At 67.3% G+C, this 14523-nt stretch carries 10 protein-coding genes and 1 pseudogene; 3 read left to right on the forward strand and 8 right to left on the reverse strand.

Annotated features, from left to right (window positions below; genetic code table 11):
- Positions 1-39: 39 nt before the first annotated feature.
- The 4 genes from A4F85_RS11375 to A4F85_RS11390 form a co-directional block, all read right to left on the reverse strand.
- Complete coding sequence (locus tag A4F85_RS11375; RefSeq protein WP_063326632.1) at positions 40-1830, reverse strand: acyl-CoA dehydrogenase; 1791 nt, start codon at positions 1828-1830, stop codon at positions 40-42.
- On the reverse strand, positions 1827-3197 hold the full coding sequence (locus A4F85_RS11380) for a spinster family MFS transporter (protein ID WP_063326633.1): 1371 nt from the start codon (positions 3195-3197) through the stop codon (positions 1827-1829). Before A4F85_RS11380 ends, A4F85_RS11375 begins: the two co-directional genes overlap by 4 nt.
- A 106-nt stretch (positions 3198-3303) precedes the next feature.
- Positions 3304-5484 (reverse strand): acetate--CoA ligase family protein, encoded by a 2181-nt coding sequence (locus tag A4F85_RS11385; RefSeq protein WP_063326634.1) that lies wholly within the window; start codon positions 5482-5484, stop codon positions 3304-3306.
- Positions 5485-5554: 70 nt separating this feature from the next.
- Positions 5555-6394: a p-hydroxycinnamoyl CoA hydratase/lyase gene (locus tag A4F85_RS11390; protein WP_063326635.1), complete on the reverse strand. Its 840-nt coding sequence runs from the start codon at positions 6392-6394 to the stop codon at positions 5555-5557.
- Between the two features lie 263 nt (positions 6395-6657).
- Here A4F85_RS11390 and bfr point away from each other — a divergent pair, with 263 nt between their 5' ends.
- Positions 6658-7134, forward strand: coding sequence for a bacterioferritin (gene bfr, locus A4F85_RS11395; protein ID WP_013803242.1), 477 nt, complete (start codon positions 6658-6660; stop codon positions 7132-7134).
- Between the two features lie 353 nt (positions 7135-7487).
- Here the strand turns inward: bfr and ilvD are convergent, their stop codons facing one another.
- Together ilvD and A4F85_RS11405 are read right to left on the reverse strand one after the other, a co-directional pair.
- Positions 7488-9347 (reverse strand): dihydroxy-acid dehydratase, encoded by a 1860-nt coding sequence (ilvD, locus tag A4F85_RS11400; RefSeq protein ID WP_063326636.1) that lies wholly within the window; start codon positions 9345-9347, stop codon positions 7488-7490.
- 189 nt (positions 9348-9536) lie between these two features.
- Positions 9537-9785, reverse strand: coding sequence for a TIGR04438 family Trp-rich protein (locus A4F85_RS11405; RefSeq protein WP_063326637.1), 249 nt, complete (start codon positions 9783-9785; stop codon positions 9537-9539).
- 106 nt (positions 9786-9891) lie between these two features.
- On the opposite strand from A4F85_RS11405, the gene A4F85_RS11410 reads away from it, so the two are divergent.
- Positions 9892-10197, forward strand: coding sequence for a c-type cytochrome (locus A4F85_RS11410; RefSeq protein WP_063327963.1), 306 nt, complete (start codon positions 9892-9894; stop codon positions 10195-10197).
- A gap of 105 nt (positions 10198-10302) precedes the next feature.
- Here the strand turns inward: A4F85_RS11410 and A4F85_RS11415 are convergent, their stop codons facing one another.
- Positions 10303-10785 (reverse strand): hypothetical protein, encoded by a 483-nt coding sequence (locus A4F85_RS11415; protein WP_013803246.1) that lies wholly within the window; start codon positions 10783-10785, stop codon positions 10303-10305.
- Between the two features lie 175 nt (positions 10786-10960).
- Positions 10961-12965: pseudogene (acs, locus tag A4F85_RS11420) on the reverse strand (acetate--CoA ligase).
- Positions 12966-13196: 231 nt separating this feature from the next.
- Between acs and A4F85_RS11425 the strand changes: the two are divergent.
- Complete coding sequence (locus tag A4F85_RS11425) at positions 13197-13805, forward strand: TIGR00645 family protein (RefSeq protein ID WP_012204594.1); 609 nt, start codon at positions 13197-13199, stop codon at positions 13803-13805.
- Positions 13806-14523: the final 718 nt, after the last annotated feature.

A 14523-nucleotide genomic window follows, 5' to 3' on the forward strand; every position in this document is an offset into this window, starting at 1 on the left:
CCGGTGCGACGTTCCATCATAAAAGCCCCGGCTGCCCGCTCAGGCCACGGCAGCCGGCAGCGGCGTGCGGGCGGCGGACTCGGTGCGGCGCAGCCAGTGCTCCGCATCCAGCAGCCCATGCGCGAAGAACCAGGCCGCGCTGTCCGCCTTGGAGAGGCGCAGCGCCGGATCGGCCAGCGGCTGGCTGACGCGCGCCGCGCGCGCCCAGGCAAAGGCCATGCACAGCGTGCCGACCAGGCGCAGATAGTCCTCGGCGCAGCGCGCCAGCAACGGGGCGTCGCCTGCGGCGCGGGCGCACAGCGCGCCCGTCAGCGCTTCGGTGCGATCGCTCCAGCTGCGCAGCGCGCCGGCCAGGCCGGGCTCCATGCCCGCCGCCTCGCAGGCAGCGGCCTCCTCGCGCAGTGCCGCCAGCAGCGGTGCCAGCGCGGCCCCGCCGCTGGCGGCCACCTTGCGCTGCAGCAGGTCCAGCGCCTGGATCTGGTTCGTGCCCTCGTAGATCATGGCGATGCGCGCATCGCGCAGCGTCTGCTCGATGCGGTACTCGTGCACATAGCCGTAGCCGCCGAAGACTTGCAGCGCCTCGCTGGCCAGCGCAAAGCCCCGCTCGGTGAAGAAGGACTTGACCACGGGCGTGAGCAGCGAGGCCAGCGCATGGGCCTGGGCGCGCTCCTCGGCATCCGGCGCCTGTTCGGCCAGATCCAGCTGGTGCGCCACCCAGCCTGCAATGGCTCGCATGCCTTCGGTCCAGACACGCAGGTCGGCCAGCATGCGCTGCACGGCAGGCTGCAGGGCGATGGGGTCGGCGGGGCCCTGCGCATCGGCGGGCCGCGGCTGGGCGCGCATCTGGCGGCGCTCGGCCGCATAGGCGCGCGCCAGTTGCCAGGCCATCTCGGCATGGCCCAGGCCCTGCAGGCCCACGTGCAGGCGGGCGGAATTCATCATCACGAACATGGCGGCCAGGCCCTGGTGGGGCTGGCCCACCAGCCAGGCCTGCGCACCCTCGAAGCGCATGGCGCAGGTGGCGCTGCCCTTGATGCCCATCTTCTTTTCAATGCCGTCGCAGTGAATGGCGTTGGGCAGGAACCCGCCGCCGTCCTGCGGAATGCCGCGCGGCGCCAGGAACAGCGACAGCCCGCGCGTGCCCGCCGGCGCATCGGGCAGGCGCGCCAGCACCAGGTGCACGATGTTCTCGCTCATGTCCTGGTCGCCGCCCGAGATGAAGATCTTGCTGCCGTCCAGGCTGTAGCTGCCATCGCCCCGGGGCCGGGCCTGGCTGCGCAGCAGGCCCAGGTCGGAGCCGGCCTGGGGCTCGGTCAGGCACATGGTGGCCAGCCAGCGCCCGCTGACGATGTGCGGCAGATAGGTGGCGCGCAGGTGCGCGTCGCCATGGGCGTGCAGGCAGGCATAGGCGCCGTGCAGGATGCCCGGGTACATGGTCCAGCCATGGTTGGCCGAGGCCAGCATTTCGTGCAGCGCGGCATCCAGCAGCTGGGGCAGGCCCTGGCCGCCGGCCTCGGGCGCGCAGGCCAGGGCCGGCCAGCCGGCTTCCACGAAGGCCGCATAGGCCTCGGGAAAGCCGTCGGGCGTGCGCACCCTGCCCTCTTGCAGGCGGCAGCCCTGCAGGTCGGCCGGGCCGTTGAGCGGGGCCAGCACGTCGGCGCAAAAGCGCCCGGCCGCCTCGACCACCATGTCGGCCGTCTCCTGGTCCAGGGCGTCATGGGCCGGCATGCGGCGCCAGTCGGCCTCTGCGCCCAGCCAGTGCTGCTGGACGAAGCGGATGTCCTGCAGCGGCGGCTGGTAATGCGAGCAATGCGATGCCTGCGCGCTCATGCCCGGCCCTCCATGGCCGCGACCAGGCGGCGGTAGGGGCCGATGGCGCTGGCCAGGCACAGCACGGACAGCAGCGCGGCCAGGGCGGACACCAGGCCCAGCGACAGGCCCACGAGCTTTTCGTCATGGAAGACGAAGTCGGTGAAGAAGGCCACGAGGAAGGGACCAAGCCCCAGGCCGATCAGGTTGATCAGCAGCAGGTAGATGGAAGTCACCTGGCCGCGCAGCTGGTTGGGCGTGACCGCCTGCAGGATGGGCGGCGCCAGCGCCACCGGCATGCCCAGGAAGAAGGTGGTGACCGCCACGGCCACCAGGGCCACGGTGGGCGAAGGCGCAAAGGCCAGCACCAGGCCGCTGGCGATGAGCACGCCGGTGGCCACCAGCGAGATGACGATCGAGCCCACCTGCTTGCCGCGCGCCGTGAGGTAGTCGGCCAGGAAGCCGCTGAGCAGCATGCCGCCAATGCCGAAGGTCAGGATGATGACGCCGTAGGCCGGGCCGATCTCGCCGGGCGTCCAGCCCCACTGGCGAATGAAGGTGGCCGGCAGCCAGGCCGTGACGCCAAAGGTGATCATGGCCGTGATGCCAGGCGCCAGCAGCAGCGGCAGGAAGGCGCGCTTGTTGCGGAACACATGGGACAGATCGGGCGCGGGGCCTGCCGCAGCGGCGGCCCTGGCGGAGGCGCCTGCCGCCTGCAGGCCGCGGCGCACCGGCTCGCGCACGGTGTACATCAGCGCCACCAGCGGAATGCCGGGCAGGGCCACGAAGATGAAGGCCGCCTGCCAGGGCTTGAAGCTGCCCAGCAGCGGGAACACCACCTCGCCGGCCTGGCTGGTGGCCTGGATGACCAGGCCGCCCACGATGAAGGCGGTGGCCGAGCCGATGTACACGCCCGAGGTGTAGATGCTCATGGCGCGCGCGCGGCGCTCGGGCGGGAAGTAGTCGGCCAGCATGGAATAGGCAGCCGGCGACAGCGCCGCCTCGCCCACGCCCACGAACATGCGCGCCACGAACAGCGAGACAAAGCCCGTGACATAGCCACCGGCCGCCGTGGCCACCACCCAGATCGCCATGCCGATGACGATGAGGTTGCGGCGGTTCCAGCGGTCGGCCAGGCGCCCCAGGAAGATGCCGACGAAGGTGTAGAAGATGGCGAAGGCAAAGCCGTGGACGATGCTGAACACCCAGTCCGACAGCTGCAGATCCTTCTTGATGGGCTGCACCAGCAGGCCCAGGATCTGCCGGTCCACAAAGGACAGGGTGTAGGCCAGCAGCAGGATGATGGTGACGTAGTAGGCATAGCCGAGTCCGTTCGACTCGGCCGGCGCGGGCGTGGACACGCGGCCCGGCGGGTAAGGCAGGCTCATGGAGACCTCCTGTGGAGGAAGGGGAAGCGGAAAAAGGAAAGCGGGAAAGCGAAAAAGGGATGCGCATGAAAAGGGCCGGCGCGCCGCGCCAGCCCTTGCGCGGGCATCAACCCGCGCTGTGCTCGACCAGCATCAGCGCATCAAGCGCGACCACGCCCTGCCCTTCGGGCAGCACGATGACCGGGTTCAGGTCGATCTCGCGGATGGCCGGCGTGCCGCGCAGCACCTGGCCCAGGCGCACGATGAGCTCGGCCAGCGCCTGGCGGTCCAGCGCCGGGGCGCCACGGTAGCCGTGCAGCAGCGGCGCGCCCTGCAGGCGGTCCAGCTCGCGCAGCACCTCGCCGGTGGACAGGTCGGCGTCCAGCAGGCGCGCATCGCGCATGATCTCGGCCGTCACGCCCCCCAAGCCGGCCAGGATCACCGGGCCCCACTGCGGATCGTTGCGCGCGCCGATGATCATCTCCAGGCCGCGTTGGCCCATGGCCTCGATCAGCACGCCGTCCAGCGCAATGGCGCTGTCATAGGCCGCCACGTTGGCATGCAGCCGGCCCCAGGCCTCGCCCATGGCCTGCGCATCGGCAATGTTCAGGATCACGCCGCCCGCATCGCTCTTGTGGCTGAGGTCGGCGGACTGGGCCTTGAGCGCCACGGGCCAGCCGATCTCCGACGCAATCGCCACGGCCTGCTCGGCCGAGGTGGCCAGCCGGCCGCGCGCAAAGGGTATGCCGGCCTGTGCCAGCACGGCCTTGGATTCGTACTCGGGCACCACCGTGCGGCCTGCGGGCAGGGCCAGAGCGATGGGCTGGGCATCGGTGCGCTCGAAACTGCGCTGGCTGAAGGCGGTCAGGCGCTGCACGGCGCGCAGGGCACGCTCGGTGCTGGGGAAGTACGGCACGCCCAGCGCACGCATCTCGGCGATGAACTCGGCAGGCACGGCCGCGCCCTCGTCCAGGCCCGCGACGATGACGGGCTTGGCCGGCCGCAGCTCGCGCACGGCGCGCAGCACGGGCGGCATCTTGATGCCGCAGGTCACCGGGTCGCCCTGGATCAGGCCGACCAGGACGGCGGAAAAGCGCGCATCGCCAAACAGCGCATCCAGCGTGCGGAAATACAGGTCCGGCTCCACCAGGCCCTGGGCCGTGAGGTCCAGCGGGTTGCTCACGCCCACGAACTCGGGCAGTGCAGCACGCAGCGCGGGCGAGTCGTCGTCGCCGATGGCGGGCAGGGCCAGGCCCAGTTCCTCGGCCCAGTCCAGCGTCAGCGCCTTGAAGGCGCCGGACTCGCCCAGCACGGCAACTCCCGCTGCACCGGCTGCAGCGGCCGCACCAGCCGCACCAGTTGATGGCAGCACCGGGCAGCGGATGGCGATCTCGGCGATGTCGCCCAGCTCCTCCAGTGTCTCGGCAAACACCGCGCCTGCGCGTTCCAGCTTGGTGCGCATCAGCGCATAGTCGCCGGCCATGGCACCGGTGTGCGTGGCGGCCGAGGCGCGCGCCGCGCTGCTCTTGCCCGGGTGCAGCAGCACCACGGACTTGCCCAGGCTGCGCGCATGGGCCACGGCGGCCAGGATGCGCGCGGGCTGGCGGAACTGCTCGACGATCATGGCGACCACGCGCGTGGAAGGCTGCTCCAGCAGGAAGTCCACATAGTCCTCGGCATGGCTGGCGGCCTCGTTGCCCGTGGAGATGGCGTGCGACAGCGGCAGCGCGCGGCTGGCCAGCGTGGTGCACAGCACGGTCATCATGGCGCCGCTTTGCGAGACCACGCCAATGGCGGGCCGCGTGGCATCGGCCTGCTGCGCGTCGATATTCACTTCGACAAAGGTCAGCGGCACGCGCTGCAGGTAGTTGATGCAGCCCAGGCAGTTGGGGCCTTCCACCACCATGCCCGCCTCGGCGGCAATGCGTGCGATCTCGCGCTGCTCGGCCATGCCGCGCTCGCCCGCCTCGGCAAAGCCTGCCGAGAAGATCACCGCCGCGCCCACGCGGCGCTCCGCCAATGCGCGCACCGTGTCCAGTACAAAGGGCTGAGGGATGGCCAGCACGGCCACATCCACGCCTTCGGGCAGCTGATCAACCGAGGCCAGGCAGGCCCGCCCGGCGATCTCGCTGCGCTTGGGATTGATCAGGTGGATGTCGCCGGCAAAGCCGTTGCGCTCCAGATTGCCCAGCACCGATGCGCCCAGCGCACCCGGCGTGGCCGAGGCGCCGACGATGGCGATGGAACGCGGCCTCAGCAGCCTGCCGATGTCGGGCCGCAGGGCGGCCGCCATCTCTGTCGTTGTCATTCTTGTCTCCAATGGGTTGGCGGCAGGCGCCCTAGCAGCGAGGGCGCGGCCACTCAGGATGTGCGGGTCTTCAGGACTTTTGCTTCGAAAGGTCGTAGGTGCCCAGGCCAGGCTTGTAGGTCTTGTCGTCGAGGAACTGGCGCATGCCTTCCTTGCGGCCTTCGTTGTCGTAGCTGTTGGCGGCTTCCTGGGCGCGCACCAGGTAGTCCTCGGCGTTGTCGTAGCTCATGTCGCGCACGCGGCGGATGGCGTCCTTGGTGGCCTTCAGGGCGCTGGGATTCTTCTGCAGCAGGGCCTCGGCCACTTCGGTGACGCGGGCCTGCAGGCGATCGGCCGGCAGCGACTCGTTGACCAGGCCCCACTCGGCGGCCGTGCGGCCGTCGATGTTCTCGCCCAGCATGGCGTGGTACATGGCACGGCGGAAGGACAGCAGCTCCACTGCCACCTTGGAGGCGCCGCCACCGGGCAGGATGCCCCAGTTGATTTCGGACAGGCCGAACTTGGCGTCATCCGAGGCAAAGGCCAGGTCGCAGGCGAACAGGGGGCCGTAGCCGCCGCCGAAGCACCAGCCGTTGACCATGGCAATGGTCGGCTTCTGGAACCAGCGCAGGCGGCGCCACCAGCCATAGCTCTCGCGCTGGGCCTTGCGGGTTCCGGCCAGGCCGGTGGCCTCGGTCTCGCGGAAGTATTCCTTCAGGTCCATGCCGGCCGTCCAGGCCGTGCCTTCGCCTGCAAGCACGACCACGCCCACGTCGTCACGGAACTCCAGGTCGTCGAGCACACGCATCATCTGGCGGTTGAGCTGGGGGCTCATGGCGTTGCGCTTTTCGGGGCGGTTGAATTTCACCCAGGCCACGCGGCCTGTGACGGTGCAGGACACGGTCTGTTCTTCGGTACGTTCGGTGCTCATTGCGCTTCCTTGTGCAAAGGGGAAATGGGGTTTTGGACACCGATGCTTCGGTTCCATAATCGTTATGATAAATAACTATTATTGAAGCCCGCAATACAGCGTTTACCCTAGCTCCATCCCCCCGCCAGCCTGCCGCGATGCGAATGCTTCTGCGTCGCGCATGCATGCAATGCGCCGTCCACGGGGAATTGCAGCGCGCGCTTTGGCCCAAGGGCCGGTTCACGCGATACTTGCGGCGTTCACACAGTCAGGAGAAGAAGAACATGCAAGGCCAACCAGAAGTCATCGAATGCCTCATAGAGTTGCTGCGCGGCGAGCTTGCCGCGCGCGACCAGTACTTCATCCACTCGCGCCAGTACGAAGACCAGGGCCTGCTGCGCCTGTTCGAGCGCATCGGCCATGAGATGGAAGAGGAAACCCAGCACGCCGACGCCATCCTGCGCCGCATCCTGTTCCTGGGCGGCCGCCCCGACATGCGCCCGCACGAGTTCACGCCCGGCGAGACCGTCGAAGAGATGCTGCGCAAGGACCTGGCCACCGAATACCGCGTGCGTGACAGCCTGCGCTCGGCCATGGCCCTGTGCGAGCGCCACAGCGACTTCAACAGCCGCGACCTGCTGCTGGCCCAGCTGCGCGATACCGAGGAAGACCACGCCTACTGGCTGGAGAAGCAATTGGGCCTGATCGAGAAGATCGGTCTGCCCAACTACCTGCAAAGCAAGATGGGCGAGCCGGCCTGAATGAAGCTCCCCCTGAGGCGCTTCGCGCCTTCCCCCTCTCTCGCTTCGCGGGAGGGGGACAACAGCCTCGCGGCGGGGCGGCCCTTGCTCGCTGTCCCTTGTTTTGGCCGCGCCAGTTTTTCAGGCACTTCCCATAAATGAGAGTGGGCTGTTTGCTCCACGATGAAAACCCGAACCGGCAGCCACGATGAAACGGCAAGCCGGTCGCCCCGCGGTGGGCCGCCCCGCGATGAAACAAGAGCCCTCAAGGGCCTGAGAGAAGAGAAAAGAAAAAGGGATGGAAAGCCGCAAGGCCTTCCATCCCTTTTCATTTTCATCGGGTGCGCACCGCCGGGCGGCGGTGCAGCCCGGTGTCAGTCGTCCAGCAGGGACAGGTCGCGCACGGCGCCCTTGTCGGCCGACATCACCAGCTTGGCATAGGCCTTGAGCGCGGCCGAGACCTTGCGCGGGCGCGGCTCGGCGGGCTTCCAGCCCTTGGCATCCTGCTCGGCACGGCGGCGGGCCAGCTCCTCGTCGGAGACCAGCACGTTGATGCTGCGGTTGGGAATGTCGATGCGGATGCGGTCGCCGTTGCGCACCAGGCCGATGGCGCCGCCAGCGGCAGCTTCCGGCGAGCAGTGGCCGATGGACAGGCCCGAGGTGCCGCCCGAGAAGCGTCCGTCGGTCAGCAGTGCGCACTCCTTGCCCAGGCCCTTGGACTTGATGTAGCTGGTCGGGTAGAGCATTTCCTGCATGCCGGGGCCGCCCTTGGGACCTTCATAGCGCACGACGACGATGTCGCCGGCCTTGACCTTGTCGTCCAGGATGTTCTGCACGGCCTCGTCCTGCGACTCGGTCACGTGGGCCGTGCCTTCGAACACGTGGATGCTTTCGTCCACGCCGGCCGACTTGACCACGCAGCCGTCCAGGGCGATGTTGCCGGTCAGCACGGCCAGGCCGCCTTCCTTGGAGAAGGCGTGCTCGTAGGAGCGGATGCAGCCTTCAGCACGGTCCAGGTCCAGGCTGGGCCAGCGCGTGTTCTGGCTGAAGGCCACCTGGGTGGGAATGCCGGCCGGGCCTGCCAGGTAGAAGTGCCTGACGGCCTCGTCCTGGGTGGTGGCGATGTCCCACTGCGCCAGGCCTTCGCCCAGGGTCTTGGCGTGCACGGTGGGCACGTCGGTGTGCAGCTTGCCGGCGCGGGCCAGCTCGCCGAGGATGGCGAAGATGCCGCCGGCGCGGTGCACATCCTCGATGTGGTATTTCTGCGTGTTGGGCGCCACCTTGCACAGCTGGGGCACGGAGCGCGAGAGGCGGTCGATGTCGGCCATGGTGAAGTCGATCTCGGCTTCACGGGCAATGGCCAGCAGGTGCAGGATGGTGTTGGTGGAGCCGCCCATGGCGATGTCCAGCGTCATCGCGTTCTCGAAGGCCTTGAAGCCCACGGAGCGCGGCAGCACGGAGGCGTCTTCCTGCTCGTAGTACTCCCGGGCCAGCTCGACGATGCGGCGGCCGGCGCGCTTGAACAGTTCCTCGCGGTCGGCATGCGTGGCCAGCACCGTGCCGTTGCCGGGCAGGGACAGGCCCAGCGCCTCGGTCAGGCAGTTCATGGAGTTGGCGGTGAACATGCCCGAGCAGGAACCGCAGGTCGGGCAGGCCGAGCGCTCGACCTGGGCGACCTGCTCGTCGGTGTAGTTGGAGTCGGCCGCGATCACCATGGCATCGACCAGGTCCAGCTTCTTGAACTCCAGCTTGTGCGTGTTGGGATTGGCCAGCTTGGTCTTGCCCGCCTCCATGGGGCCCCCGGAGACGAAGATCACCGGAATGTTCAGCCGCATGGCGGCCATCAGCATGCCGGGGGTGATCTTGTCGCAGTTGGAGATGCACACCAGCGCGTCGGCGCAGTGGGCGTTGACCATGTACTCCACCGAGTCCGCGATGATGTCGCGGCTGGGCAGCGAATACAGCATGCCGTCATGGCCCATGGCGATGCCGTCGTCCACGGCAATGGTGTTGAATTCCTTGGCCACGCCGCCTGCGGCCTCGATCTCGCGTGCCACCAACTGGCCCAGGTCCTTGAGGTGGACGTGGCCCGGAACGAACTGCGTGAAGGAGTTGGCGATGGCGATGATGGGCTTGTCGAAGTCGCCGTCCTTCATGCCGGTGGCACGCCACAGGGCGCGCGCACCGGCCATGTTGCGGCCGCCGGTGGAAGTCTTGGAACGGTATGCGGGCATGGGGAATCCAGTTGTCTGTCGTCTCGGTCCATCCCTGGTCCTGTGGGGAAGGCCAGGGTCTGGGCGAAGATTATGGCGCAGCGCCCGCCGCACCGCTGGGGCACAGGAATGCCCCGGCCGGCATGGGCCGCCCCTTTGCAGACCCCAGGCATCGCCTGCGGCGAAGCCTGCGCCGCCGTTCAAGGCCCCTCAGCGGCGCGAACGCGAGCGCGTGCCCGTGCCCATGGCTTCCTTGTTCTTTTCGATGCGCTTCAAGCGCCGCTGCTCGATCTTGTCGGCCGCGCGCCGCTTGGTGTAGCCAGAGGTGTCGGCCCAAGCCCACCAGGCTGCCGTCACGCTATAGGCGCCCAGGATGACGTACCAGGACCAGGAGGCCACAGGCTCGATATCGGCCAACTTCAGCAGGGTGAGCAGGACCGCGATTCCCAACAGATACATAACTTCTCCTTCACCAGACGGTGCTTCACACGAGGTAACGCATCAGGCATGCGCGCCCACTACAATGTTTCGCATAATTATTCCCGACAACCCCCAGGAACTCATGATGAAGCAGACATTGATCGCATTTGCCTTGACCGTCGTCACCGTGGCTCCCGCCATGGCCGACCAGGCTCTTGCCGCCTCCAAGAACTGCATGGCCTGCCACGCCGTGGACAAGAAGCTGGTGGGCCCGTCCTATAAGGATGTGGCCTCCAAGTACGCAGGCCAGAAGGACGCGGTGGACAAGCTGGCTGCCAAGATCATGAAGGGCGGCAGCGGCGTCTGGGGTCCGGTTCCCATGCCCGCCAACCCCCAGGTCAACGATGCCGACGCCAAGAAGCTGGCCGCCTGGGTGCTGTCGCTGAAGTAATTTCCGCAGGCCTCCCGCCTCGGGGCCCGCAACGAAAAAAACCGCGCGCAACGCAAGTCGCGCGGTTTTTTTCATGGTCCGCCCATAAATCCCGGCGCGGGCCGCCTACCTGTAATCCGGAGCGCCTGCGCCGGGCTGCTGGTACAGGCGAACCTGCTGCTCCAGCTGCCCCACATAGGCGGCCGTGCTGTTGTCCGACTCCTGGGCGCGCTGCACCAGGTGCGCCTCCAGCCCGTCCAGCCGTGCCATCAGCACTTCCTTGTCACGCGCATGCAGGTCTTCCAGCACGGTGCGCAGCTCGGTGAAACGCGAAGCCTCGGCCTTGTCGGCCAGGTCACGCTGGGCCTGCATTTCCTTGGCGTGGCGGCGCGCCTCCATCAGTACCGAGCCCTGCAGCCACAGCACATAGGCGACGAAGAACACGCCCAGCAGGCAGGTCAGCGCCAGCATCAGCACGCCCAGCGGCGCCTGGACTTCGGTCACGCCCAGCGACACGACGGAAGGCGCGGCCAGCGTGTTCCAGTTGAATGCCGCCAGCAGCGCAATCAGGGCCACGGTGATCAGCAGCGACAGGGTTCTCAGATTCATGGTGCAACGCCTCCCTCGGCAGTGGTGAAAACAACAGCTTCGGTTGTACTGCAACCATCATGCCTGAGCTGTCGGCCCACACAAAATAGGACTGCAAGACAGCGCGCCGCCCGCAGTCCAGCCAAGAAAAAACCGGAGCCTGTGCTCCGGTTCTTCATGGCGGGCGTGTCAGCCCTCAGTTCGTCTCGGCCAACTGATCGAGGATGGCCGGGTTCTCCAGCGTGCTCGCTCGTGTCCTGGGTGATGGCCTCGCCCTTGGCAATCGAGCGCAGCAGGCGGCGCATGATCTTGCCGCTGCGCGTCTTGGGCAGGTTGTCGCCAAAGCGGATGTCCTTGGGCTTGGCGATGGGGCCGATTTCCTTGGCCACCCAGTCGCGCAGCTCCTTGGCGATCTGCTTGGCCTCCTCGCCCGTGGGACGCGAGCGCTTGAGCACCACGAAGGCGCAGATGGCCTCGCCTGTCAGGTCATCGGGGCGGCCCACCACGGCGGCTTCGGCCACCAGGTCGGTCTTGGACACCAGGGCCGACTCGATCTCCATCGTGCCCATGCGGTGGCCCGAGACATTGAGCACGTCGTCGATGCGGCCCGTGATGCGGAAGTAGCCACGGTCCTCGCTGCGCACGGCGCCGTCGCCGGCCAGGTAGGTCTGCCCGCCCAGCTCGGCCGGGAAGTAGCTCTTCTTGAAGCGCTCGGGGTCGCCCCAGATGGTGCGGATCATGCTGGGCCAGGGCTTGGTGACCACCAGCAGGCCGCCTGCGCCGTTGGGCAGTTCATGGCCGGTCTCGTCGACGATGGCGGCCATGATGCCCGGCAGCGGCAGCGTGCACGAACCCGGCACCAGCGGCGTGGCGCCAGGCATGGGAGCGATCACGTGGCCGCCGTTTTCGGTCTGCCAGAAGGTGTCCACGATGGGGCAGCGCTCGCCGCCCACATTGCGGTGGTACCACATCCAGGCCTCGGGATTGATGGGCTCGCCCACGCTGCCCAGCAGGCGCAGGCTGGACAGGTCCGAGTTCTTCGGATGCACGGCGGCATCGCCGTCGGCGGCCTTGATCAGCGAGCGGATGGCCGTGGGCGCCGTGTAGAAGATGGTGCAGCCGTGGCGCTCGATCATCTGCCAGAAGCGGCCCGCGTTGGGGAAGGTGGGCACGCCCTCGAACACGATCTGCGTGGCGCCAGCGGCCAGCGGCCCATAGGCCACGTAGGTGTGGCCGGTGATCCAGCCGATGTCGGCCGTGCACCAGAACACGTCGCTGGGCTTGAGGTCGAAGGTCCACTCCATGGTCTGCTTGGCCCACAGCACATAGCCGCCCGTGCAGTGCTGCACGCCCTTGGGCTTGCCCGTGGAGCCGCTGGTGTAGAGGATGAACAGCGGGTGTTCGGAATCCACGGCCACGGGCGCGCACTCGGTGCTCTGGCCCGCCAGGATCTCGCCGAAGGTCTTGTCGCGGCCTGCCGTCATGGCACAGGCCGTGGCCGTGCGCTCGTAGACGAAGACGTGGCGCACGGCCTCGCAGCCGCCCAGCGCCAGCGCATCGTCCACGATGGCCTTGAGCGGCAGCTCCTTGCCGCCGCGCATCTGGTAGTTGGCGGTGATCACGGCCACGGCGCCCACGTCCACGATGCGCTCCTGCACCGCCTTGGCCGAGAAGCCGCCGAACACCACGCTGTGCGTGGCGCCGATGCGGGCGCAGGCCTGCATGGCGATCACGCCCTCAATGGTCATGGGCATGTAGATCAGGACACGGTCGCCCTTTTGCACGCCCTGGGCCTTGAGCGCGTTGGCGAACTGCGAGACGCGCTCCAGCAGTTCGCGGTAGCTGACCTTGGTGACCTCGCCGCCATCGGCCTCGAAGATGATGGCCGTCTTGTGCTCGACGTCCGTGCCCATGTGCTTGTCCAGGCAGTTGGCGCTGGCGTTGAGTTCACCGTCGGCGAACCAGCGGAAGAACGGGGGATTGCTGTCGTCCAGCACCTGGGTGAAGGGCTTGGACCAGACCACGTTCTCGCGCGCCAGGCGGGCCCAGAAGCCCTGGTAGTCGTTCTCTGCCTCGGCGCACAGCGCCTTGTACTGCTCCATTCCGGAGATGCGGGCCTTGGCGGCGAAGTCTGCCGGCGGCGGGAAGACCCGGTTCTCCACCAGGACCGATTCAATGGGGGATGCTGTTGCGGTGCTCATGCTTGCTTGTCTCCTGGGCTGGCCAAATAAAAATTGTGGTGTGACTGTCGGGGGCCGGTCTTACATGCCACTGACTGAAACCCCCTTGGGCGCGTCTACCTGGGGATTCCCCGCAGTTCCTGGCTGTCACTGGCAATGGCCTGTTTCGCCGCTAAAATCGCGCGCCCGTTTTCCACGGCCATTGTCCCCTCCCATCCACGCTCCCACACCAGACAAGCGCGACCGACCACCATGGCCCGCCAGCAAAACTCCAATCGAGCCCCCGGCTCCCCCCTGCGTCCCCTGCCCTCCCTGATCTTCGCCAGCCGCTGGCTGCAGCTGCCGCTGTACCTGGGCCTGATCGCCGCCCAGGGCGTCTATGTCTGGCACTTCCTGCTCGAGTTGTGGCACCTGATCGAGGCCGCCTTCGGCAACCAGGAAGCGCTGCAGGCGCTGATCACCAGCATCGGCTACAAGCACGATGCGCCCATCGGCGCGCTCAACGAGACCATCATCATGCTGGTGGTCCTGGCGCTGATCGACGTGGTGATGATCTCCAACCTGCTGATCATGGTCATCGTGGGCGGCTACGAAACCTTCGTCAGCCGCCTGGGCCTGGACAGCCACCCCGACCAGCCCGAGTGGCTGGGCCACGTGAACGCCTCCATCCTCAAGGTCAAGCTGGCCCTGTCCATCATCGGCATCAGCTCCATCCACCTGCTCAAGACCTTCATCAACGCAGGCAGCTACGACGTCAAGGTGCTGATGTGGCAGACCATCATCCACGTCACCTTCCTGGCCAGCGCCCTGGCCATCGCCTACACCGACAAGCTGATCAACAGCACGGCCAGCAACCACTGAGCCGGCGGCATCCCGCACCAAAGCCCCGCAGCGCCAGCCGCTACGGGGCTTTTTTCATGGGCGGGCGCAGGCAACGGGTCGGTCACCTGCCAGCGCCCGGCCGGCCAGCGCACCGGGCACGCTTTTTGCCGCAGATCGGGCCTGAAGCTTTCCTCAAGCTGACGCTTGACCGATTTTATTCATCGATGACAGCATATGCCTTGTGAATCATGGCCTCTATGCTCTCATTAAGTGAGCAAATACTGACCGGATTGCAGCCCCCAAGGGCTTGAAACAGCCCAAAACAGGCCTTCTTCGGCTCATGCGTTTTGACGCAGTAAAACCTGTTTTATATAATTTGGGCTTCTTTACAACCTGCCAAGCAGGTCATCGGCACCGTCTTCACGGCCTGCCGATACACCCCGGCGGATCGTTGTGCTCCCGGCACAGCCCCGTCAACCGGGCCGAAACTCGGTCCTGATGTTGTGGGGCATCGCGCTGGCTGATCTTCAGCCACGATGCCCGACTGAGACACCGCGCGCCTCGCCGCCGGCTGCTCTCGCCTTCTGGCTCTTGCGCACCGCTTCGCGTGCCATCCGAGCCGCCTCGGGTGCTTTCGCACCTGTTTGAATCCCAGCAACGGGGGACGGCAGTCCCCTGCAGCGAACGGCATCAGGGCTTCATTTTTGGCTTGCGCGCCAGCGTCTTCGCCCGTCGAAGACGCTGGACTGTGTTCCAT

The organism is Delftia sp. GW456-R20 (genome assembly GCF_001622915.1).
Taxonomy (GTDB): domain Bacteria; phylum Pseudomonadota; class Gammaproteobacteria; order Burkholderiales; family Burkholderiaceae_C; genus Comamonas; species Comamonas acidovorans.

Coding starts and splice junctions, on each gene's coding strand:
- A4F85_RS11375 (WP_063326632.1), bottom strand. CDS start 1,830: ATGAGCGCGCAGGCATCGCATTGCTCGCATTACCAGCCGCCGCTGCAG.
- A4F85_RS11380 (WP_063326633.1), bottom strand. CDS start 3,197: ATGAGCCTGCCTTACCCGCCGGGCCGCGTGTCCACGCCCGCGCCGGCC.
- A4F85_RS11385 (WP_063326634.1), bottom strand. CDS start 5,484: ATGACAACGACAGAGATGGCGGCCGCCCTGCGGCCCGACATCGGCAGG.
- A4F85_RS11390 (WP_063326635.1), bottom strand. CDS start 6,394: ATGAGCACCGAACGTACCGAAGAACAGACCGTGTCCTGCACCGTCACA.
- bfr (WP_013803242.1), top strand. CDS start 6,658: ATGCAAGGCCAACCAGAAGTCATCGAATGCCTCATAGAGTTGCTGCGC.
- ilvD (WP_063326636.1), bottom strand. CDS start 9,347: ATGCCCGCATACCGTTCCAAGACTTCCACCGGCGGCCGCAACATGGCC.
- A4F85_RS11405 (WP_063326637.1), bottom strand. CDS start 9,785: ATGTATCTGTTGGGAATCGCGGTCCTGCTCACCCTGCTGAAGTTGGCC.
- A4F85_RS11410 (WP_063327963.1), top strand. CDS start 9,892: ATGAAGCAGACATTGATCGCATTTGCCTTGACCGTCGTCACCGTGGCT.
- A4F85_RS11415 (WP_013803246.1), bottom strand. CDS start 10,785: ATGAATCTGAGAACCCTGTCGCTGCTGATCACCGTGGCCCTGATTGCG.
- A4F85_RS11425 (WP_012204594.1), top strand. CDS start 13,197: ATGGCCCGCCAGCAAAACTCCAATCGAGCCCCCGGCTCCCCCCTGCGT.